The 20,507-nt window shown below is 37.0% G+C and carries 20 protein-coding genes and 1 other RNA gene; 13 read left to right on the forward strand and 8 right to left on the reverse strand.

Annotation, left to right across the window (positions count from 1 at the left end):
• Positions 1–2 precede the first annotated feature (2 nt).
• The 6 genes from HU137_RS02845 (at position 3) to HU137_RS02870 (ending at position 4,674) form a co-directional block, all read left to right on the forward strand.
• Positions 3–983: a helix-turn-helix transcriptional regulator gene (locus HU137_RS02845; protein WP_182042293.1), complete on the forward strand. Its 981-nt coding sequence runs from the start codon at positions 3–5 to the stop codon at positions 981–983.
• A 53-nt stretch (positions 984–1,036) separates the two neighbouring features.
• Positions 1,037–1,819 (forward strand): hypothetical protein, encoded by a 783-nt coding sequence (locus HU137_RS02850; RefSeq protein WP_182042294.1) that lies wholly within the window; start codon positions 1,037–1,039, stop codon positions 1,817–1,819.
• Between the two features lie 107 nt (positions 1,820–1,926).
• Positions 1,927–3,585, forward strand: coding sequence for an ATP-binding protein (locus HU137_RS02855; protein WP_182042295.1), 1,659 nt, complete (start codon positions 1,927–1,929; stop codon positions 3,583–3,585).
• Positions 3,586–3,596: 11 nt separating this feature from the next.
• Positions 3,597–3,995 carry a hypothetical protein gene (locus tag HU137_RS02860; protein ID WP_182042296.1) on the forward strand — a complete coding sequence of 133 codons (399 nt, stop codon included), beginning with the start codon at positions 3,597–3,599 and terminating at the stop codon, positions 3,993–3,995.
• 45 nt (positions 3,996–4,040) lie between these two features.
• Complete coding sequence (locus HU137_RS02865; RefSeq protein ID WP_182042297.1) at positions 4,041–4,328, forward strand: nucleotidyltransferase family protein; 288 nt, start codon at positions 4,041–4,043, stop codon at positions 4,326–4,328.
• On the forward strand, positions 4,318–4,674 hold the full coding sequence (locus HU137_RS02870) for a HepT-like ribonuclease domain-containing protein (protein ID WP_182042298.1): 357 nt from the start codon (positions 4,318–4,320) through the stop codon (positions 4,672–4,674). Before HU137_RS02865 ends, HU137_RS02870 begins: the two co-directional genes overlap by 11 nt.
• A gap of 26 nt (positions 4,675–4,700) precedes the next feature.
• Here the strand turns inward: HU137_RS02870 and bcp are convergent, their stop codons facing one another.
• Positions 4,701–5,153, reverse strand: a complete 453-nt coding sequence (gene bcp, locus HU137_RS02875; protein ID WP_182042299.1) for a thioredoxin-dependent thiol peroxidase — start codon at positions 5,151–5,153, stop codon at positions 4,701–4,703.
• A gap of 100 nt (positions 5,154–5,253) precedes the next feature.
• Here bcp and HU137_RS02880 point away from each other — a divergent pair, with 100 nt between their 5' ends.
• The 3 genes from HU137_RS02880 (at position 5,254) to HU137_RS02890 (ending at position 7,243) form a co-directional block, all read left to right on the forward strand.
• The gene (locus HU137_RS02880) at positions 5,254–5,775 is read left to right on the forward strand and encodes an NUDIX hydrolase (RefSeq protein WP_182042300.1); all 522 of its coding nucleotides are present in this window, start codon (positions 5,254–5,256) and stop codon (positions 5,773–5,775) included.
• 149 nt (positions 5,776–5,924) lie between these two features.
• Complete coding sequence (locus HU137_RS02885; RefSeq protein ID WP_182042301.1) at positions 5,925–6,446, forward strand: DUF4136 domain-containing protein; 522 nt, start codon at positions 5,925–5,927, stop codon at positions 6,444–6,446.
• 419 nt (positions 6,447–6,865) lie between these two features.
• Positions 6,866–7,243 (forward strand): TonB family protein, encoded by a 378-nt coding sequence (locus tag HU137_RS02890; protein ID WP_182042302.1) that lies wholly within the window; start codon positions 6,866–6,868, stop codon positions 7,241–7,243.
• Between the two features lie 60 nt (positions 7,244–7,303).
• On the opposite strand, the gene mfd is transcribed toward HU137_RS02890, so the two are convergent.
• The 5 genes from mfd to ssrA form a co-directional block, all read right to left on the reverse strand.
• The gene (gene mfd / locus HU137_RS02895) at positions 7,304–10,690 is read right to left on the reverse strand and encodes a transcription-repair coupling factor (RefSeq protein WP_182042303.1); all 3,387 of its coding nucleotides are present in this window, start codon (positions 10,688–10,690) and stop codon (positions 7,304–7,306) included.
• A 65-nt stretch (positions 10,691–10,755) separates the two neighbouring features.
• Entirely contained in the window at positions 10,756–11,172 is a 417-nt protein-coding gene (locus HU137_RS02900; RefSeq protein ID WP_182042304.1) for a hypothetical protein, read from the reverse strand.
• Between the two features lie 33 nt (positions 11,173–11,205).
• On the reverse strand, positions 11,206–11,622 hold the full coding sequence (locus HU137_RS02905; protein ID WP_182042305.1) for a hypothetical protein: 417 nt from the start codon (positions 11,620–11,622) through the stop codon (positions 11,206–11,208).
• A 116-nt stretch (positions 11,623–11,738) separates the two neighbouring features.
• Positions 11,739–12,563: a 4,5-DOPA-extradiol-dioxygenase gene (gene ygiD, locus HU137_RS02910; protein ID WP_182042306.1), complete on the reverse strand. Its 825-nt coding sequence runs from the start codon at positions 12,561–12,563 to the stop codon at positions 11,739–11,741.
• Positions 12,564–12,739: 176 nt separating this feature from the next.
• Positions 12,740–13,139, reverse strand: a transfer-messenger RNA (tmRNA) gene (ssrA, locus tag HU137_RS02915).
• 136 nt (positions 13,140–13,275) lie between these two features.
• Here ssrA and HU137_RS02920 point away from each other — a divergent pair.
• The 3 genes from HU137_RS02920 (at position 13,276) to HU137_RS02930 (ending at position 16,282) form a co-directional block, all read left to right on the forward strand.
• On the forward strand, positions 13,276–14,916 hold the full coding sequence (locus HU137_RS02920; RefSeq protein WP_182042307.1) for an AMP-binding protein: 1,641 nt from the start codon (positions 13,276–13,278) through the stop codon (positions 14,914–14,916).
• A 94-nt stretch (positions 14,917–15,010) separates the two neighbouring features.
• Complete coding sequence (locus HU137_RS02925; RefSeq protein WP_182042308.1) at positions 15,011–15,706, forward strand: ATP-binding cassette domain-containing protein; 696 nt, start codon at positions 15,011–15,013, stop codon at positions 15,704–15,706.
• A gap of 12 nt (positions 15,707–15,718) precedes the next feature.
• Positions 15,719–16,282, forward strand: coding sequence for a GNAT family N-acetyltransferase (locus HU137_RS02930; RefSeq protein WP_182042309.1), 564 nt, complete (start codon positions 15,719–15,721; stop codon positions 16,280–16,282).
• A 13-nt stretch (positions 16,283–16,295) separates the two neighbouring features.
• Here HU137_RS02930 and HU137_RS02935 read toward each other — a convergent pair whose 3' ends face one another.
• Positions 16,296–17,864: an NAD(P)/FAD-dependent oxidoreductase gene (locus tag HU137_RS02935; RefSeq protein WP_182042310.1), complete on the reverse strand. Its 1,569-nt coding sequence runs from the start codon at positions 17,862–17,864 to the stop codon at positions 16,296–16,298.
• 276 nt (positions 17,865–18,140) lie between these two features.
• Here HU137_RS02935 and ychF point away from each other — a divergent pair, with 276 nt between their 5' ends.
• Positions 18,141–19,232 (forward strand): redox-regulated ATPase YchF, encoded by a 1,092-nt coding sequence (gene ychF, locus HU137_RS02940; protein WP_182042311.1) that lies wholly within the window; start codon positions 18,141–18,143, stop codon positions 19,230–19,232.
• A 97-nt stretch (positions 19,233–19,329) separates the two neighbouring features.
• Here ychF and HU137_RS02945 read toward each other — a convergent pair whose 3' ends face one another.
• Positions 19,330–20,472, reverse strand: a complete 1,143-nt coding sequence (locus HU137_RS02945) for a methionine aminotransferase (protein WP_182042312.1) — start codon at positions 20,470–20,472, stop codon at positions 19,330–19,332.
• Positions 20,473–20,507: the final 35 nt, after the last annotated feature.

A 20,507-nucleotide genomic window follows, 5' to 3' on the forward strand; every position in this document is an offset into this window, starting at 1 on the left:
TTATGGCAGGAAAAAACGCTTATTTACGCTATCGAATCATTGACGAATGTCTGAACAGCAACAAAAACTATGATGCTAATTCATTATTGGAACGAATTTCAGAACGTCTTGATTTAAAGGTTTCCAAAAGCACTTTAGACAAAGATATCCGGGCGATGAAAGAGGAACTGTCCGCCCCAATAAATTGGAACAAAGACGGATTCTATCAGTACGAATACGAGTTTTCGCTTACCGGAATTACTCTTGCCGATGAAGAAGAAGATGCTCTTAAAACAAGTCTTGCCATTTTGGATATTCTGAAAGAAACAAAATTCCTGAAATCTTATCAATCACTTTTTGAACGACTTTTGGTTCGTTCTCAAAACCAACCCGACGAAAACCATTTTATAGAATGGGAAAAACCGGCGGAGTTTCTCGGAAAAGAATGGTTTGATTTGATTCTTAAAGCCATTCGGGAACGGCAAACATTGCAGATTACACACAAAGTTTATGACAAAGAACCTAAACAACATACTGTTTCACCTTTTATGATAAAAGAACACCGAAACCGTTTTTATTTAATTGCGCTGAAACACAAAAAAGGAAAAGAAAATGCCATTTACAGTTTTGGATTTGACCGAATTTTGGATGTGAAAACATCAAAGGAAAAATTCAAATCAACTCCCGGATTTAATTCAAAAGAATTCTTCAAATACAGTATGGGAATTACCCGAAAACTAAATGAAGAACCTCTGAAAATGAAACTCAAAGTAAATGCTTTTGATGCAAATTACGTTTTGTCAGACCCTTGGCATTCCTCCCAAAAAGTCGTGGAACAAACCGATGAACATTTAATTTTCACGATTGAAGTTTACGACTCAAACGAATTGGATTTAAAAATCAGAAGTTATGGAGCCGAAATCGAAGTACTGGAACCGGAAAGCTATCGCCGAAAAATAAAAGAAACCGCCGAAAAGATGCTGCGCATTTACGGAAAACCGTAAAATTTCTCTGAAAATTTAGTATATTATTGTAAAAACTTTTAAAATTTAAAACTATGAATGAAATTAACCCAGAATGGATCCAAAATCGAATTGAAAACTTTTTTGGATATGGAAATTTAAATTCCCCGATTTGGTTTATTGGTATTGAAGAAGGTTTTAGAGTACGAGATAGATACCAAAACGGAATTGATTTGTTAAAATTAAGATTTGAAAGAACCTATAATCAAAACTCAATTGATGTCGTTGGTGGTATGGAAGGCGTTTCAGACCATCTAAAATGGTATCAAAATGCAACAGAGATTCAAGATACTTATAAACGGCTAATACAGATTCTACTTCAATGGAGAGGACAACCTATTGATGATTCGTCCGTTTTAGGTGTTTTTAATGATAATGTCAATGGGTTGGGAAGAATTAATAGCGATAACGCTATATTAGAGTTGTTACCACTTCCAAATCCTGATTTGGGACAATGGATATATGAAGAATACGCAGAAGGTGACTTAGACTTTTTGAGGGATAGAAAAACTTATCAAAAATCCGTAAGAAAAGAACGGGTTGAAGGATTAAAAAGATTGGTTCAAGAATATGAACCAGAAGTTATTGTTTTTTACTCCCGAAGCTATGTGAATGAAGCAAAAAAATTAATTGAGAACCCTGTATTACATAACGAAGAAGACACAGAATTATACTATCATTTTTCAAGTGGAAAAACCCATTTATTTGTTACGCCTCACCCAACTCATAGATACAAACTAAAAACTGGCAGAGTACCAGATGACAATGATTGGACAACAATCAGAAATGCAATTGTAGATGTTTTAAACAACAACTAAATTACATCCTCATTGTAAATCCTTTACAATCCCGCAACATAATTTTACAGCCCTGATTCGGAAAAACGAATCAGGGTTTTTCTTTCACTAAAAAACAAATCCATTTTATGACAAAAAACCGGACAGGACTTCTGAATTTAGCAGAAATGCTTCATTCGCTGAACCATCAAAACAGATTAAGCGAAGAAATCTACCAACAAAATTTCCAGGAAACAGAAGAATTTGCAGAATATTGCGAACTGAGTGAAACACAGGCGCTTATTTTCGCAAGCTGTCTGATTTTGGGGTATTCAGGCTCTTCGATAGCAGCGGTTTTCCGACATTTCGGGTTGGAGGAACACGAGCTTCTCCACTACAGGAAAGATATAGAAGTTTTATTCAAAAGAAAACTTCTGGAAAAAGTCCGGAACAAAGACAAGAGAAGGTTTCATTTTTCTATCCCTGATGAGGTTTACAGTGCTGTTTGTATAGGCAGCCCACTTCCCGATCATCAGAAAATTGAACAAAAAAACTTAGTGGATTTGCTTCAAATATTTAATGAACTAAGTGATGAATTTGATAATCATTTATTATCAGAATTTGAATTTAAAAATCATCTCGAAACATTTATAGACGAAAACGCAGAACGCCCGGTATTCAATGAGATGAAACTGAAGAATCTGAATTTATTTGAAATATTCTTCTTTTTAGACACAATTTGGGATGCCATAGAATCCGGAAACAATCGTTTCAATACTAATGTGGAATCAACCATCAATGATTTCTTTATATCCAAATCAAAAGCATTTGCTGCTTTAACAAATATCACAGATGGATTTTCTATTTTGACCAAATCCGATTTTATTGAACTCTCCAGCTCCGAGTTCAGAAACCGCTGCCGGGCAAAAATATCCAAACGGATGATTCAGTTTTTGAAGAATGAAGAAAAATTGGAAATAAACGATAACTCCGTCCGAGATTCAAAATTAATTTCGCATCGTTCCATAGCTGAAAAGAAATTATTTTATAATGAACGAACCGCCGAAAATCTTATCCTGTTAGATTCTCTTTTAGCTGAAAAATCATTTTCAGTCATCCAGAAAAGATTAAAAAACAAGTCAATGCCCATAGGCGTTGCTGTTCTTCTATATGGAGAACCCGGTGTCGGAAAAACAGAATCAGTTTATCAATTGGCAAAATCGACCCAAAGAAACATATTTCACGTGGACATTTCTGACACCCGTTCTATGTGGTTTGGAGAAAGCCAGAAATTGGTCAAAAAAATATTTTCGGATTACTACGAAATCCGGAAAAAGGAAAAAAATTGTCCCATTTTATTATTCAATGAAGCTGATGCCGTTATTGGAAAAAGAAAGCCGTCTGGAAACAGCGGTGTTTCGGATACCGAAAATGCGATTCAAAACATTCTGCTTGAAGAAATGGAAAAATTTAACGGGATACTCTTTGCGACTACCAATTTGCAGGAAAATATAGATAATGCTTTTGAACGAAGATTCCTTTTTAAAGTAAAGTTTGAAAAGCCAACCACTGAAAATGCCTTCAAAATCTGGAAAGAAAAACTGCCTTACCTCAACGACAACCAGGCAAAAATTCTTAGTCAGGATTTTCCGTTTTCAGGAGGCGAAATAGAAAATATTTCTCGTAAATGCCTAATGAACGAAATTATTTATGGGAAACCATTTTCTTTTGAAGAAATTCAAATAATTTGTTCCGAAGAAAAATGGGGAAAACATTCTCAGGTGAAAATCGGGTTTCAAAAAGTCTAAATCTTTATTCTATGAAAAAATATCTTTATATTTTCATACTTGTCTTGAGCATAAATCTCTTCTCTCAAACCGCAGACAAAAACATCCTAAAAACCATCATCATCACCGAACTCAACAACCATCAAAAATTTGGCAACAAAATTCATTTACTGAATGAATTTGATGAAAATTATACGCATTTAATTACATTGGATGACATTATGATTAGTTTCAGCAAAGAATTACATTCAGACGGAAAGGAGATTTATTCCGACACCAAATACGATTATGATAAATTCAGAAAAGATTTTGTTGAGAAGATGCAAGACGTCTGTTTCAGGCATCTATTGAATGAGAAAAACATTGCTCAGTTATACATTCAAATTTCCACTAAAGTTGATTTGTTTTACGATATAAAATTGTATTATTAAAACATCATAGTCAGCATTTTGAGTAAAAACACTTAACTTTGTTTTATGTTGTCAGAAAATCAAATTAATATCATCATAGATACCTTGAAACCATATAATCCCACAAAAATCGGGATTTTTGGTTCATTTGCCCGTGGAGAAAATTCGCCTGACAGCGATATTGATATTTTGTATTCATTTAAAAACACAATTAGTTTATTCAAACTCGTTGGCATTCAGCTGAATTTAGAAAGCCAATTGAATAAAAAAGTGGATCTGGTTTCGGAAGAATACATTCATCCCAAGTTGAAGCCCTATATACTAAATGACCTGAAAATCATCTATGGAAATTGATAAGAATTTGTTCCGGCTTGAACACATTGCGGAAAATATTGAAAGAATTGAAAATCTCATTAAAATCTTACATTCTTTTGATAATTTTGAGAGGAAATGGATTGAGAGTGAAGCTATGATCCAGTGTTTTGAAATCATCGGAGAAGCGGCTAACCATATTTCCGAAGACCTGAAAGGTAAATATCCGGAAGTTGCGTGGAATGAAATACGCGGAATGAGAAACTATATCAGCCACGAATATTTCGGGCTTCAACTGGACTCGCTTTGGGATGCAGCAATAAACGATATTCCCATTCTGAAAAAGCAAATCCTGAAAATTAAATCAGATTTAACAACAAAATCCTAACTAGGTTTGAAACCCCGCTAAGGTTGTTAATTCAACTCCAAAATCTGTTTTGCGTGTTCTTTGGTTTTCACTTTGTTTATTACCTCTTCGATGATTCCGTTTTCATCGACGAGAAATGTCGTTCTGAGAATTCCGTCAAACTCTCTTCCCATAAATTTCTTTCTTCCCCAAACACCGAATGCTTCAATAATTTTTTTGTCCTCATCGGCAATTAACGGATAATTCAAATCATATTTTGTCGCGAAATTTTTCTGTCGTTTTACCGAATCGGCACTCACACCAATTATTTTATAGCCTTTGGCTTTCAACGCTTCTTCATTATCCCGCAAATCACAGGCTTCAGCCGTACAGCCCGGCGTACTGGCTTTCGGATAAAAAAACAGAACATATTTTTTTCCTTTGTATTCTTCTGATTTTATAACTTTTCCGTTCTGGTCGATTCCTTCAAATTCGGGGGCTTTGTCTCCTTTTTCTAACATTTATTCATTTTATTGATTCAAAAGCTAAAGTTAGCCTAAATTTGTAAAAAGCAAAGTCAAGCTTAGGCTATTAATTGCGAAAAGCTTTAAAATACACGCTATGAGTTACTTTAAATTTTGTCCAAATTGTGCTTCCCAAAACATAGAATTTGAAAACCATCGAAGATTTGAATGTTTTGATTGCGGAATGGTTTATTATCAAAATGTTGCCGCTGCGGTTGCCGTGATTATGGAAAGAAACGACGAAATTTTATTTACCGTCCGAAACCGAGAACCGAAATTGGGCATGTTGGATTTACCCGGTGGATTTACCGATTCCGACGAAACTTCGGAAGAAACTTGCCAACGTGAATTAATGGAAGAACTCGATCTGGAAATTCCGTTGGAGAATTTTAATTATTTCAAATCCCAACCGAACAATTATTTGTACAAAGGCATTCCTTACAAAACGGAAGATTTGGTTTTCATTGCTCAATTTCCTGAAAATGCTGAATTGAAATTGGAAGAAAGTGAAATCCGGGAAATAAAATGGATCAAAAAGTCCGAAATCAGATTGGAAGAAATTGGATTTGATTCTTTGAGAAAAGCAGTCGAAGAATATATTGAGATGGAAGTTGGATGATGGAAGTTGGATGATTAATTAAAATCAACCAAATCAAAATCGGTTATTATTTATTTGTTTTGAATTTAATAGCTATTCTTTATTTTTCTAAGAAACTTCAAAATGAAAATGAATTACTAAAGGAATAATTTTTGTTAACTCAACTCATTATGAAAAATCTAATTTTATTTTTTAGTTCCATTTTTCTTATTTCCTGCAGTACCCAAACCGTTTCCGTAGATTACGACCGGAATCAGGACTTTTCGAAAATCCAAGATTATCATTTTGAATTTATGGAAAATACGATGAGCGAATTGGACATTCAAAGAATTCAATCTGCTATTCAACAAGAATTGCATTTAAAAGGAATGAATTATGATGAAAATTCTACTGTGAAAATCAAAATCGTACAGGAAGAATATATTTCGGAAAAACAGGATTCGCAGGTTGGAATCGGCGTGGGCGGAGGAAATTATGGATTTGGGACTTCGGTCGGAATGAGCATTCCGATCAATTCGGAGAAATTGAACCAACACTATTTGGTTTCGATTTTTAATGCGGAAAACCAATTGGTTTGGGACGGAAGACTCGACATCCAAATGCCTGCCAATGCCAATCCGGAAACCATCGACGCCAATGTTAAAAAAGGCGTCCGGAAATTATTTAAGAAATATCCACCGGCGAAAAAGTGATGGAGTGGATGAGTGGTTGAATGTAGAAAAATAAAAACGCCGCAAGACATTGCAGCTTTACAAATGATGGATATTTTAATAAAATTATAGACTATTTTTGGAAGCTTTTTCAGCTTCTTGCGCTGCCTTCTCAGCTTCAATTTCTGCTTTTTCAGCGGCTCTCACAGAGTCAGGGGCCGATTTTTCGATTACGATTATTTTCTTTTTAAATTCAGGAGAATTATATTGCTTTTCTAATTCTTCTGCCTTTCTTTCGATTTCTTTAATCTTATTCTTAAATTCTTGAAGCCTCTATTCCCAATGTTAAGAATTGCATTTCCAATGTTAAGTTTTCAATTTAGCCTTGTTTCAATGTAAATTTAATGTTAATTTTACATTAATTAAATGTAACATAATCATTAACTTAAAAACATAACGACATGAAATATAGTATTTTAACAATAGCAGCGGTTTTGATTTCAGGATTTAGTTTTGCACAAAACAAAATGGAAAAGTGTAACAAATTGGTGCAAGAAGAGCAAAAAGTTTGCAAAGACAACGTGATTACTTCTATCGTTTCCGATTATGTGGAATATCCGGAAAATGCGTTGTTCAATGAAAATGAAGGGACGGTGTATGTTCGGTTTGCGACAGATGAAAATCAAAATTTGAAATCTGTAAGGGTATTGGGAGAATCTGATAAAGAATTGGCTGAAGCAGCTCAGAAAGCCATCGAAAGATTTGCATATGCAGAAGGAAAAATGATGTTGGCACAAAGTGAAGTTTACCGAATTCCGGTAAAATTTGAGTTAGAATAAAAATTCAATTTTTATAATTACGAGAAGCCTCAAGAAAAATTTCTTGGGGTTTTTTATTGATCAATTCTCTACTCCAGTCAAGATTTCAGGTTTCAAAACACTCAATTTCTCCAATGCTTTTTGAACCGATTTCACTTCTTCAAATCGCAACATTAAGGAATTCTCATCTTCTTTGTTCTTTGCTGCTTTTTCTTTAAAAGTAGCCAATCTTGGATTTTGATGTAATGTAGAAATGATATTTTGAAACTTGGAAGTTTGGAAATAATCAGACTGAGGTTTGCTAATGAAATAAGCGAGCATCACGCTCTTTTTCAACACAATTCGCTCAAAACCTAAATCTTTGGCCAACCATTTCAATTGCATACTTTCCAGTAAATTGGAAACTTCCTTTGGATATTCCCCAAATCGGTCAACTAAATTCGATTCAAATTCAGCCAATTTTTCTTTGGATTCAATTCCGGCCAACTCGTTGTAAAGCGCCAAACGTTCTTCCACATTGTTCACATAATCATCGGGAATTAAAATCTGCAAATCTGTATCGATCTGAACTTCAGAAACATAATTTTTCTCTTCGATATTTTTTTCTTCAAACAAATCTTTGAAATCGGTTTCTTTTAATTCTTCGATGGCTTCGTTTAAAATTTTCTGATACGTATCAAATCCGATGTCCGAAATAAATCCGGACTGTTCTGCTCCCAATAAATTTCCCGCACCACGGATTTCCAAATCTTTCATGGAAATATTGAATCCCGAACCTAAATCTGAAAATTGCTCGATGGCTTGAAGCCGTTTTCTTGCTTCATTGGTCAAAGTTGAAACCGGCGGCGAAATCAAATAACAAAATGCTTTCCGGTTGCTACGCCCCACTCTTCCCCGCATTTGGTGCAAATCAGCCAATCCAAAATTCTGTGCATCACCGATCAAAATCGTATTGGCATTCGGAACATCCAAACCACTTTCCACAATAGTTGTCGAAACCAAAACATCATATCGACCGTCCATAAAATCAAGCATCACTTTTTCCAATTCATCACCTTTCATCTGACCGTGTCCCGTAACGATTTTTGCATCTGGAACGAGTCTTTGAAGCATCCCGGCGATTTCTTTCAGGGAATCAATTCGGTTGTGGATGAAAAAAACCTGACCTCCACGTTGTAATTCATAAAAAACCGCATCTCGAATTTGTTCTTCGTTAAATCCGATCAATTGGGTTTGAATCGGCTGACGGTTTGGTGGTGGAGTTTTGATAATGGACAAATCGCGAGCCGCCATAAGTGAAAACTGCAATGTCCGCGGAATTGGCGTAGCTGTCAATGTCAAAGTATCGATATTAGCGCGCAGCGTTTTCAATTTATCTTTTACGCCCACCCCAAATTTATGTTCTTCATCGACAATCAACAATCCCAAATCTTTGTATTTCACGTCTTTATTAACCAATTGATGCGTACCGATGATGATATCAATTTTGCCTTCGGCTAATTTTTCGAGGATTTCTTTTTTCTGTTTTGCCGATTTGAATCGGTTCAAATAAGCCACTGTAACCGGCATATCGCCCAAACGTTCCGTAAAGGTTTTAAAATGTTGGAACGCCAAAATAGTCGTCGGAACTAAAACGGCCACTTGTTTTCCGTCGGTTGCAGCCTTAAACGCCGCCCGAATCGCCACTTCGGTTTTACCAAATCCGACATCGCCACACACTAATCGGTCCATGGAACGTTCACTTTCCATGTCCGCTTTCACGTCGTTGGTCGCTTTTAATTGGTCGGGCGTGTCTTCATAAATAAAGGAAGCTTCCAATTCGTTTTGCAAATAACTATCAGGAGTGAATTGAAAACCTTTTTGAGTTCGCCGTTTGGCGTATAATTTAATCAAATCAAAGGCAATTTCTTTGACTTTGGTTTTGGTTTTGTTTTTTAAATTTTTCCAAGCCGGTGAACCCAATTTGTTGATTTTCGGTTCTACTCCGTCTTTTCCGGTAAATTTGGCGATTTTATGTAAGGAATGAATCCTGACGTATAAGATATCGTTGTCCCGATAAAAAAGCTTGATTGCTTCCTGTTTGCTTCCTTGCACATCGATTTTGACCAAACCTGCAAATTTCCCTACGCCATGATCGATATGTGTTACATAATCGCCGATTTGTAAGGAAGTCAATTCTTTTAAGGTAATCGCTTCCTTTTTGGCGAATGAATTTCTTAAGTTGAATTTATGGTAACGTTCAAAAATCTGATGATCTGTAAAACAGGTGATTTTCAAATCTTCGTCTACAAATCCTTGATGAATAGAGCCGATTACCGGTTCAAATTTTACCTCTTTGGCGATGTCTTCAAAAATATCGTGAAAACGTTGCACTTGTTTTTCACCTGAACAAAACAGATAATTGGTAAAACCTTCTTTTGTTTTTTGGTTCAATTCTTCAGCCAACAAATCAAATTGTTTGTTGAAAGAAGGTTGCGGTTTCTGCTGAAGCGAAATTTCTAAAGAATGATCAAAATAAGGTGTCAAGGAAAATTCGACAACCGGAAATTTTTGAAGTCCTGATTTGAATTCAACTTCATCCAAAAACAATTCCTTTGGAGATGCATGTTTGATGTCTTTTGACAATCGCTCAAATGATTCGCCTGCCAATGTGAAATTCCGGTGAATGGTAGACTGAATGACATTTAAATTTTTTGCTAAAATGATGGATTTGTCCGCTATATAATCCAAAAAACTTTCGCGTGAATCAGAAGTAAATTTGTTTTCCAAATTGGGAACGATGGTAAATTCTTTTACTTTTTCGACTGACAATTGGGTTTCGATATCAAAAACGCGGATGGTTTCGATTTCGTCACCAAACAATGAAATCCGGTAAGGTTTTTCTTCTGAAAAAGAAAAAACATCGACGATTCCGCCACGGATGGAAAATTCGCCCGGTTCTGAAACAAAATCAACCCGGTGAAATTCGTAAGAAAATAAAACTTCATTAAGAAAATCGATATCCAAAGAATTCCCGACAGAAACTTTCAAAGTATTTTTGCTCAAAACCTTACGGGTAACCACTTTTTCAAAAAGTCCTTCTGCATAGGTGACGACGATTCTCGGTTTCTTTGCTCCGTTTAGAGAATTCAAAACTTCCGTTCGAAGAACCACATTTGCATTGTTTGTTTCTTCTATTTCATATGGACGCCGATAGGAATCGGGCAGAAATAAAACTTCGTCTTTTGAAAAAAGGCTTTCCAATTCATTCAACACATAAGCCGCTTCTTCTTTGTCATCCAGGATCAATAATACTGGATTTCCTGAGGCTTGCATGATTTGTGCAGCGAGAAAAGAGATCGATGAACCGACTTGACCGGTAACATGGATTTTTGAAGTGGTGTTTTTTTGAAATTGAGCAATTGTATTCTGTACAAAATCGGAAGACTCGTATTTTTTCAGAACATCATGAAGGGTTTTTGTTTCCAAAACTTTTGCAAAGGTAGGGTTTTAATTTGGAGATTTGAAAATGTGGAAATTAGTAGAAATATAAATTAGTCCAAAAGAAAATTACCATATCCACCAATTCTTGTTGCAAATCGCATTTTTCCTTTTTCATCCTTTGATCCGAAATTCCTTAAATTGGAACGATGAAGGGTATCGAATTTTTCACCAATTTGTTTGATTACAAATACTTCCAACTTTGATTTCTCTGTCAATTCCATCATCGTATGACGAGGATACATAAAATATTCAATCCTCTGAGAATCATTCTTTTCCAAATATTTTTCAATGGGAATGGATCGTGTGACTTTGTATTGGCTTTCGTTTTTATAAATTTCTTTGTTGTTCACCAAAATGAAGAAATAACAATCTGTACTGGAGTAACTTACGGTATAAATCGGCTGGACTGGATTTTGCATAAAAGACGTACTAAAAAAGACACAACCCAGAAAGATAAAAAGTTTCATTATTCCCAAACGGAAATATGACCCAATTCGTATTTATTCTTTTTGAAATTCAATTGATCCGCCGATAGAATGCGGTTGTACTTCGTCATCGTCATAAGGAAAAGTCGGCAATTTCACTTCTTTAATTAGTTCAGTAGAATCACCTGAAATTTTTTCCAATTTCAAATTGACATAGGCTTGAGTCGATTTTAAGGGCATTTCACGGGAAATCCGGATCATTTTCACATCAATTTTCTGATCACCACTATCGATCAATTCTTTGTTGATGTTCAAATTTCTGGTCACCATTTGATAAGATTTTCCATCCATCACCATTTTCTCGTTGACCATCACTTGGAAATGACAACCTTTTGCGACCAATGAAAGTTCATATTTCACTTCCAACTCAGGGTTTTTCACAAATGAGACCATGAAAAAACTAAAAATCATCAAAACAACTACCCTATGCATTTTCAATTTTCTAACGATTAATTATTCGATTCTTAAGCAATCTGGCGAAAATAAAAAATTGTTTCTGAAAATTCTTTTTAAGAACTCTAAAAGGTTTGTTAAAACAAAAAGATATTTTATCCGATTTTCACCGAAGTCATGGAAAGCGATCCCGCAACACAATGATTATTAAACACTTCGATTTGGTCATTAAAATCTTGTAATCCCAAACTATACATTAGTGGAAAATAATGGTCGGGAGTCGGTACCGCCAATTTTCCAGCTTCGCCCAAATCGGACAAATCAAAGAGTTTTCTGTGTTCTTTTTTCTCAATTATTTCGACGAATTTCGCATTCATTTCTTCCGCCCAATCAAAACCAAAATTAGCGTCGATGTGCTTCCAATCTACCATTCGCAGATTATGCACCATATTCCCACTCCCTATGATGAGCACTCCTTTTTTACGTAAGTTGGCCAATTGTTGGGCTAAATTATAATGGTATTGCGCCGGTTTATGATAATCGATACTCAATTGTAAAACGGGAACATCGGCTTCCGGAAACATATGCCGGACGACCGTCCAGGCGCCGTGATCCAATCCCCATTCGTGATCCAATCCTACTTCAGCTGTTCGGATTTCGTTTTGAATTTGTTTCGCCAATTCGGGATTTCCCGGCGCCGGATACTCAACCTCAAATAATTCCTGTGGAAATCCCCCAAAATCGTGAATGGTTTTTGGGAAATCCATTGCCGTGACATGCGAACCATGGGTCAACCAATGTGCCGAAACCACCAAAACCGCACTGGGCACATCCATCGTTTTTACGACATCAGCCCAAGCTTTTGAAAATTCGTTTTCACGAATTCCGTTCATAGGCGAACCGTGCCCGATGAAAAGCGCGGGCATCTTCTCATCGCGTTCCTTAAAATCGTTTAGGTAATTTTTATAAGCCAAATCCATAATACAAAGTTCCGGACTAAACCGGGTTTTTTCATTGACATAAGATAGGAATTTGGCATTTGCTTTATTTTTATCTTAAATAAGTTGGCAACTTAAAAAAATGAATAGACAAACGAAAGTTCCATATAAAGTCAAGCGGATTTTTAAGATCGTTATTTAACAGGAAAATACAAAAATAGTGGAGCTGGCGGGATTCGAACCCGCGTCCAAACAAGCAACCTATGCGCTTTCTACATGTTTATTTTGTCATTGTTTTTCGACTGCAGAACGGGGACAAACACCCAAACTACAGCTTAGTTCCTTAAATTTCGGCAAAACTCCGGAACACCGTCCTACCTATCCTCACATTCCTGTGCCTCTGGATCAAGCGCCGTAAGGAAAGGCCCTTGAGAGACATTTAGCTTCCGTACCTTGTACAGATGCGCCAAGATCTACTATGATTCGATCAATTAGGCAGCTAAAGCGTAATTGTTGTTGCCAGTTAAAAAGTTGAAGTGCCTGATTTACGTGGGTTCACAACCTGCCACGACATGCTTACATCATCCATTGACCTTGCTGTCAAAACCAGTCAGCCCCATATTTCAATTAACGTATCGATAAAAATCGGACTGCAAAATTACAAAATAAATACCAAATCTTCATTTCTGACAATTTTTCATCTTTTCTCCCCTATTTTCTTATAATTTTATCTTTCAATTTGAATCATAAAAAAATGACAGTCGGAAAATCATATGCAAGCGGCACCTCCAACCACCCTTTATTGGGCGAAACAATTGGTCAAAATCTTCTCAAAACCGTATCCAAATTCCCCAATCATGACGCCCTCATTTCAGTCCACCAAAACTATAAAGCCAGTTATTCTGAATTCTATACCCAAACCGAAAAAATTGCAAAAGCGCTATTAGCAGTTGGCCTTGAAAAAGGTGACCGAGTTGGCATTTGGTCACCCAACCGATATGAATGGGTCTTACTTCAATATGCAACTGCTCGAATTGGCATCATACTCGTCAACATCAATCCGGCTTATAGGGTCCACGAATTGGAATATGCATTGAATCAATCCGGAATTCGCGTTTTATTTTCCACCAAAACATTCAAAACCAGCAATTATGTCAAGATGATTCAAGAAATCCGACCAAAAGTTCCTTCTTTACGTCTTTCCATCTTTTTTGAACAAGATTGGGATCAATTTTTAGAATTGGCCACAAACATCAGCCAACAACAATTGAACGCAATAGAAGAATCTGTCCAATTTGACGAACCGATCAATATCCAATACACTTCCGGCACTACAGGTTTCCCAAAAGGTGTCACCCTGACGCACCATAACATTTTGAACAATGGCTATTTCATCGGGCTAAGATTAAATTATTCTCACATCGATCGCGTTTGTATCCCTGTACCATTTTACCATTGTTTCGGGATGGTGATTGGCAATTTGGCTTGCACTTCTCACGGTGCAACCATGGTGATTCCAAACGATAGTTTTGATCCAGAACTGACACTAAAAGCGGTAGAATCGGAACAATGCACTTCACTTTACGGTGTTCCAACTATGTTTATAGCAGAACTCAATTTATCCAATTTTGAGAAATTCAATTTAAGTTCACTAAGAACAGGCGTGATGGCAGGTTCTCCATGTCCTGTAGAAATCATGAAACAAGTTCAATCTAGAATGAACATGAAAGACGTAAGCATTTGTTATGGTATGACTGAAACTTCTCCCGTTTCAACCCAAACCATCATCGGAACACCATTTGAGAAACAAATCAGCACCGTTGGAACCGTAATGGATCATCTTGAAATCAAAATTGTAAATCCGGAAACCGACCAAATTGTTCCAAATGGTGTTTCGGGAGAACTTTGTACAAGAGGCTATTCTGTTATGTTGAAATATTGGGAAACCCCAGAGGCCACAAAAAACGTATTAGACGCTGCAGGATGGATGCATACTGGAGATTTAGCGACCATGGACACAGAAGGATATATCAACATTACCGGAAGAATCAAAGACCTCATCATCCGTGGAGGTGAAAACATTTCACCAAAAGAAATTGAAGACTTTCTCTATTCCCACCAATCCATTGCTGATGCTCAAATCATCGGTATTCCCGATGAAAAATTTGGAGAAGAAGTCATGGCTTGGGTGAAATTAAAAGAGGGACATACGCCAAATGTTGAAGAATTGAACCAATTTTGTACGGCCATCGCACATTTCAAACGCCCAAAACATTGGAAATTCGTATCTGAATTCCCCATGACCATTTCTGGAAAAGTCCGCAAAATCGACATGAGGGAAACTTCTATCAAAGAATTGGGTTTGGAACATTTGAAAAACATCAAACATACTTAGCCACTATTTAAATTTTGACAAAAATCATTTCGAATAGAATTCTATTTTATCCTAAAATCAATTTTCCTTTCTATTTTTACCAAAAAGATCGAAAATGGGAATTATCATTGACAAATTGTCAAAAAATTATGGAAATCAAAAAGCACTGGATGCCGTCTCCTTTTCAATCAAAAATGGTGAAGTCGTGGGGCTTCTCGGACCAAATGGCGCCGGAAAATCTACGCTGATGAAAAGCATTACAGGAGCCATTCTGCCTGATTCAGGGGAAATAAAAATCGATGAATTTTCTGTTCTCAACCAACCCATCGAAACCAAAAAACGAATCGGATTTTTACCCGAAAACAATCCACTTTATTTCGAAATGTATGTCCGCGAATATTTAAAATTTGTTGCGGACATTCGAAACGAAAAGAAAGAACGCATCGAAGAAGTCATCCAAAAAGTAGGACTCACTCCGGAAAGTCATAAAAAAATCGGACAACTTTCAAAAGGGTACAAACAACGTGTCGGACTCGCTCAAGCGATTTTATCGAATCCCGAAATTCTGATTCTCGATGAACCGACAAACGGACTCGACCCCAACCAAATTCTCGAAATCCGGGAAGTCATCCGCGAAATCGGGAAAAGCAAAACCGTGATTTTGTCCACACATATTATGCAAGAAGTCGAAGCTTTGTGTTCAAGAGTGATTTTGTTAAACAAAGGAAAAATTGTTTCAGACTCACCGATTGAAGAATTCAAAGGCCAATATAAATCGTTGGAAGATGCATTTCGACAATTGACGAATTAAATTTGAATTTAAATGTCCATTCGTTCCGCTAAAAAATCAGATTTCAAACAAGTTTCCCCATTGATTATACAAGCAATGGAAGATCTGGCGATGAAATTTACCCAAAGTTCAACTATAGAAAAAGCCATTTCACTATTTGAACATTTTTTCCAATTGGAAAATAACCAATACAGTTATGAAAACACCCTGGTTTATGAAGAAAATAACGAAATTATGGGCTCAATTACGGCTTATGATGGAAGTAAATTAAATGAATTGCGAAAGCCTTTTTTGGATTATTTATTGGAGAATTATGGATTTGAACAAATTCCTGAAAATGAAACAGGAAAAGGAGAATTCTACTTCGACACCATCAGCGTTTCACCACAACATCAAGGAAAAGGAATTGGAAAAAAATTAATCCTGGCCATGCTCAATTTGGCTAAAGAAAAAGGATTTGAAAAAGCAGGTTTATTGGTCGATGTAGAAAATCCTTCTGCCAAAAAACTATACAAACGAATTGGTTTTCAGATTGTTGGAAATAAAGATTTAATGGGCGGAAAATATGAGCATTTGGTTTATGAAATTTCAAATTAATTCAACTTCTCGACTACGCTCGAATTGACAAAACCACCGCTTCCGCCACTCTTTCTCCATCCATCGCCGCTGAAATAATTCCGCCTGCATAGCCTGCGCCTTCGCCACAAGGAAACAGACCTTTGATTTCCGTGTGTTGTAAATCATCCAAATTTCTCGGAATTTTTACCGGAGAAGAAGTCCGGCTTTCGGTCGCCAAAACGATAGCTTCTTCCGTATAATATCCTTTCATTTTTTTTCCAAACGACTCAAAACCACGACGCATAGAAGCATAAATTTCAATCGGTAAAACAGAATTCAACTGCGCAGAATTTGTGCCCGGCAGATAAGAACAATCGGGCAAAGTCTCTGAAACTACACCTTTCACAAAATCGGTCATCCGTTGCGCCGGCGCCACCAGTTTTCCACCTCCCGCATTCCAGGCATTTTTTTCCACCATCTGCTGAAATTCCATTCCCGCCAGCGGTCCCGTAAATCCATAACTCGCAAAATCCTTTTCATCTACCGTTACCACCATTCCGGAATTGGCAAAAATCCCATCGCGTTTGGAAGGCGACCAGCCATTTACAACCAATTCTCCTTCCTCCGTACTCGCCGGCGCAATGATGCCGCCCGGACACATACAAAAAGAAAAAACACCTCTTCCCGCTTCCTGACTTACAACCGAATAAGCCGCTGCCGGAAGGAATTCGTTTCGGGAATCATTTGGTGAACAATGGTATTGAATGCTGTCGATCAATTGCTGCGGATGCTCAATCCGAACGCCTAAAGCAAAAGGTTTGGCTTCAATTAAAATCTTTTTGTTGTACAACAAATGAAAAATATCCCGCGCCGAATGTCCGGTTGCGAGAATCAAAGCATCAGCTTTTAGATCGTATTCATCGTTAATTCTTATGCCAACCAATTGATTTCCTTCGATTAAAACATCGGTCATTTTGGAATTGAAAAGCACTTCACCACCACATTCCACGATGGTTTCCTGCATTTTGGAAATGATGCCGGGCAATTTATTCGTCCCGATATGTGGATGCGCTTCTTGCAAAATTTTTTCTGTCGCTCCGAAATGATGGAACCACTGCAAACTTTTCAGCACATTTCCTCGTTTAGTGGATCGTGTGTATAATTTTCCATCCGAATAAGTTCCGGCGCCACCTTCCCCAAAACAATAATTGGATTCAGGATTGACAATTCCTTCTTTGTTCATCGCTGCCAAATCCCGTCTTCGTTCCCGCACATCTTTTCCGCGCTCGATGATGATCGGTTTTAGCCCCAATTCGATCAAACGCAAGGCCGCAAACAATCCCGCCGGACCGGCTCCCGCGATCAATACCGGTTTGGCATTTTCCACATTTTTCAGTTCGGGTTCAAACGCAAATGCATCTTCAAAGGGTTCGTTGACAAAAACATTGACTTGCAATTGATAGAGAATGTTTCGGTTGCGGGCATCCAAAGATTGTCGCAAAATCTGATAGGCATTGATTTGATCGGGTTTTACGCCAACGACTTGCCCCAATTGTTTTTTCAAAGTTTTTTCATTTGAGACATCTTGTGGCGAAATACGGATGGAAATTTGTTTGGGCATAGTTTGAAATCTTTGCAAAAATAAAAATTTCATTTCAGGTTTCAGGTTTAAAGTTCCAAGTTGTATTTTCTTTCATCCATTTTCAAATTACCTAATTTCCAAATCTTCAAATTTCCAATTCAAACAATTAGAATTATCTTTGCACGAAATTTTTAAGATTCAACCAAATGAAACGAATGGAATGAGTTCCATTTGTCCTTTGAAAAACAATAAATATACATCAAATGAAACGGACACGTTCCATTTGACATTTAAAAAACAATAAATTTACATCAAATGAAATGTGGAATTGTCGGCTTACCGAACGTAGGAAAATCAACGCTTTTTAACTGTTTGTCAAACGCCAAAGCGCAGTCGGCAAACTATCCTTTCTGTACCATAGAACCTAACGTAGGAACGGTTTCCGTGCCGGATCCAAGGTTGTACAAATTGGAGGAATTGGTCAATCCAGAGCGTGTAATTCCTGCTGTCGTAGAAATCGTGGACATCGCCGGTTTGGTGAAAGGAGCGAGTAAAGGCGAAGGTTTGGGAAATCAGTTTTTGGCCAACATCCGCGAGTGTAACGCCATCATCCACGTTTTACGTTGTTTTGAAAATGACAATATCACCCACGTTGACGGTTCGATCAATCCCGTTCGGGACAAAGAAACCATCGACATCGAATTGCAATTGAAAGATTTGGAGACGGTGGAAAAACGCATTGAAAAATCCAAAAAAGCAGCAAGAGTCGGCGACAAAAAAGAAATCGAAATATTGGAGGTTTTGACCAAAGCCAAAGCGCACTTGGAACAAGGAAAAAATGTTCGTGAAATGGATTTGGATGAAAATGAGACCGAAATCATGGAAGACCTTCATTTGATTACTTTCAAACCGGTTTTGTATTTATGTAATGTGGACGAATCGGCCGTGAAAAACGGAAATCCACTCGTGGATGCAGTAAAGGAAACCGTGAAAAATGAAAAAGCAGAAGTTTTGGTTTTGGCTGCCCAAATCGAATCCGACATCATGGAACTGGAAACCTATGAAGAGCGACAAATCTTTTTAGAAGAATTAGGATTGGAAGAACCGGGTGTAAATCGCTTAATTCGTGCGGCTTATGATTTATTGGAATTGCAAACTTATTTTACGGCAGGTGTGAAAGAAGTCCGCGCTTGGACGATCCACAAAGGTTCGACTGCACCACAAGCTGCGGGTGTGATCCATACCGATTTTGAAAAAGGATTTATCCGAGCGGAAGTAATTTCCTATGATAATTTTGTGCAATTCGGATCGGAATCCAAAGCAAGAGAAGCAGGTAAATTAGGCGTGGAAGGAAAAAATTACATCGTAAAAGACGGCGATGTGATGCATTTCTTATTTAATGTTTAATAAAACATTAGTTGTGGACTTTGAGTAACCTTAGTGCCCTTTATGGTTTAATGTTATCACTAAGTTCACAACGAATGGCACAAAGAACAAAATTTATCTAAATTTTATTCAAAAGTTCAATCGCCTTTTCCAGTGTTTCCTCCTTTTTGGCAAAACAAATTCTAAGTAATTTTTGTTGAGGCGGAATTTCATAAAAAGCTGACAAAGGAATGGTTGCCACTTTATATTTTTCGGTTAAATATTTGGAAAATTCCAAATCATTCAAATCCGAAATTTGAGAATAATCCGCCAACAAATAATAAGTTCCTTTGGGTGGAATGATTTCAAAAGGAGTTGACTTCAGTCCTTCAATTAAAAAATCCCGTTTTTGCTGAAAGAATTCAGGAAGATGTAAATATTCCGATTTGTTTTTCAAGAATTCCGCAATCGCAAATTGGAAAGGTGTACTGACGGAAAAAGTATTGTATTGGTGCACCTTTCTGACTTCTCGGGTCAATTCTTCCGGCGCCAAAAAATATCCGACTTTCCATCCCGTGATATGAAATAATTTTCCAAATGAAGCCACTACAAAACTCCGGTTTTTCAATTCCGGAAATTGGCTTACGCTGATGAATTTCTCCTCGTCAAAAACCATATGTTCATAAACTTCATCACTTAAAACTAGAATTTCCGTGTCTTGAACAATTTTGATTAAACTCTGAAAGTCAGATGGTTTCAAAAGATAGGTTGCCGGATTATTGGGATTGTTCAACAAAATCATTTTGGTTTTGGGCGAAATCAAATTTTTTACTTCATTCCAATCAATCGTAAATTCAGGTGCTTTTAGTTGAACCGCTTTTACTTTTCCACCAAATAATTCAATCACCGGCCGATACAAATCAAATGCCGGTTCAAATAGGATAACTTCGTCTCCGGAATGAATAAAAGCCGAAATAATCGAAAAAATCGCTTCCGAACCGCCGGTGGTTACGGTAACTTCGGATTCAGGATGATAAATAGAGCCATAGATTTCTTCAGATTTTTTGGCAATTTCCTCCCGCAATTCTTTTACGCCACTCATAGTTGCATATTGATTATGTCCCGATTTCATGGCAATTGTAACCAAATCCATCAATTTCGGAGAAGGATCAAAATCAGGAAAACCTTGAGAAAGATTAACCGCATGATTTTCTTGTGCCAATTTGGACATTATGGTAAAAATCGTAGTGCCGACATTTGGGAGTTTAGAAAGGAAATTCATGAAATAAAGTTGTTGTTCAAAACTATCAATTTTTT

Source organism: Moheibacter lacus, from assembly GCF_014042165.1.
Lineage (GTDB): Bacteria > Bacteroidota > Bacteroidia > Flavobacteriales > Weeksellaceae > Moheibacter > Moheibacter lacus.

What these genes read in the sequence shown, in the direction of transcription:
- HU137_RS02945 (WP_182042312.1), bottom strand. Translation starts at nt 20,472, where the DNA reads ATGAATTTCCTTTCTAAACTCCCAAATGTCGGCACTACGATTTTTACC.
- HU137_RS02885 (WP_182042301.1), top strand. Translation starts at nt 5,925, where the DNA reads ATGAAAAATCTAATTTTATTTTTTAGTTCCATTTTTCTTATTTCCTGC.
- HU137_RS02900 (WP_182042304.1), bottom strand. Translation starts at nt 11,172, where the DNA reads ATGAAACTTTTTATCTTTCTGGGTTGTGTCTTTTTTAGTACGTCTTTT.
- HU137_RS02850 (WP_182042294.1), top strand. Translation starts at nt 1,037, where the DNA reads ATGAATGAAATTAACCCAGAATGGATCCAAAATCGAATTGAAAACTTT.
- HU137_RS02905 (WP_182042305.1), bottom strand. Translation starts at nt 11,622, where the DNA reads ATGCATAGGGTAGTTGTTTTGATGATTTTTAGTTTTTTCATGGTCTCA.
- HU137_RS02870 (WP_182042298.1), top strand. Translation starts at nt 4,318, where the DNA reads ATGGAAATTGATAAGAATTTGTTCCGGCTTGAACACATTGCGGAAAAT.
- bcp (WP_182042299.1), bottom strand. Translation starts at nt 5,153, where the DNA reads ATGTTAGAAAAAGGAGACAAAGCCCCCGAATTTGAAGGAATCGACCAG.
- HU137_RS02855 (WP_182042295.1), top strand. Translation starts at nt 1,927, where the DNA reads ATGACAAAAAACCGGACAGGACTTCTGAATTTAGCAGAAATGCTTCAT.
- HU137_RS02890 (WP_182042302.1), top strand. Translation starts at nt 6,866, where the DNA reads ATGAAATATAGTATTTTAACAATAGCAGCGGTTTTGATTTCAGGATTT.
- HU137_RS02925 (WP_182042308.1), top strand. Translation starts at nt 15,011, where the DNA reads ATGGGAATTATCATTGACAAATTGTCAAAAAATTATGGAAATCAAAAA.
- HU137_RS02930 (WP_182042309.1), top strand. Translation starts at nt 15,719, where the DNA reads ATGTCCATTCGTTCCGCTAAAAAATCAGATTTCAAACAAGTTTCCCCA.
- HU137_RS02845 (WP_182042293.1), top strand. Translation starts at nt 3, where the DNA reads ATGGCAGGAAAAAACGCTTATTTACGCTATCGAATCATTGACGAATGT.
- HU137_RS02935 (WP_182042310.1), bottom strand. Translation starts at nt 17,864, where the DNA reads ATGCCCAAACAAATTTCCATCCGTATTTCGCCACAAGATGTCTCAAAT.
- HU137_RS02880 (WP_182042300.1), top strand. Translation starts at nt 5,254, where the DNA reads ATGAGTTACTTTAAATTTTGTCCAAATTGTGCTTCCCAAAACATAGAA.
- HU137_RS02920 (WP_182042307.1), top strand. Translation starts at nt 13,276, where the DNA reads ATGACAGTCGGAAAATCATATGCAAGCGGCACCTCCAACCACCCTTTA.
- HU137_RS02865 (WP_182042297.1), top strand. Translation starts at nt 4,041, where the DNA reads ATGTTGTCAGAAAATCAAATTAATATCATCATAGATACCTTGAAACCA.
- HU137_RS02860 (WP_182042296.1), top strand. Translation starts at nt 3,597, where the DNA reads ATGAAAAAATATCTTTATATTTTCATACTTGTCTTGAGCATAAATCTC.
- ygiD (WP_182042306.1), bottom strand. Translation starts at nt 12,563, where the DNA reads ATGGATTTGGCTTATAAAAATTACCTAAACGATTTTAAGGAACGCGAT.
- ychF (WP_182042311.1), top strand. Translation starts at nt 18,141, where the DNA reads ATGAAATGTGGAATTGTCGGCTTACCGAACGTAGGAAAATCAACGCTT.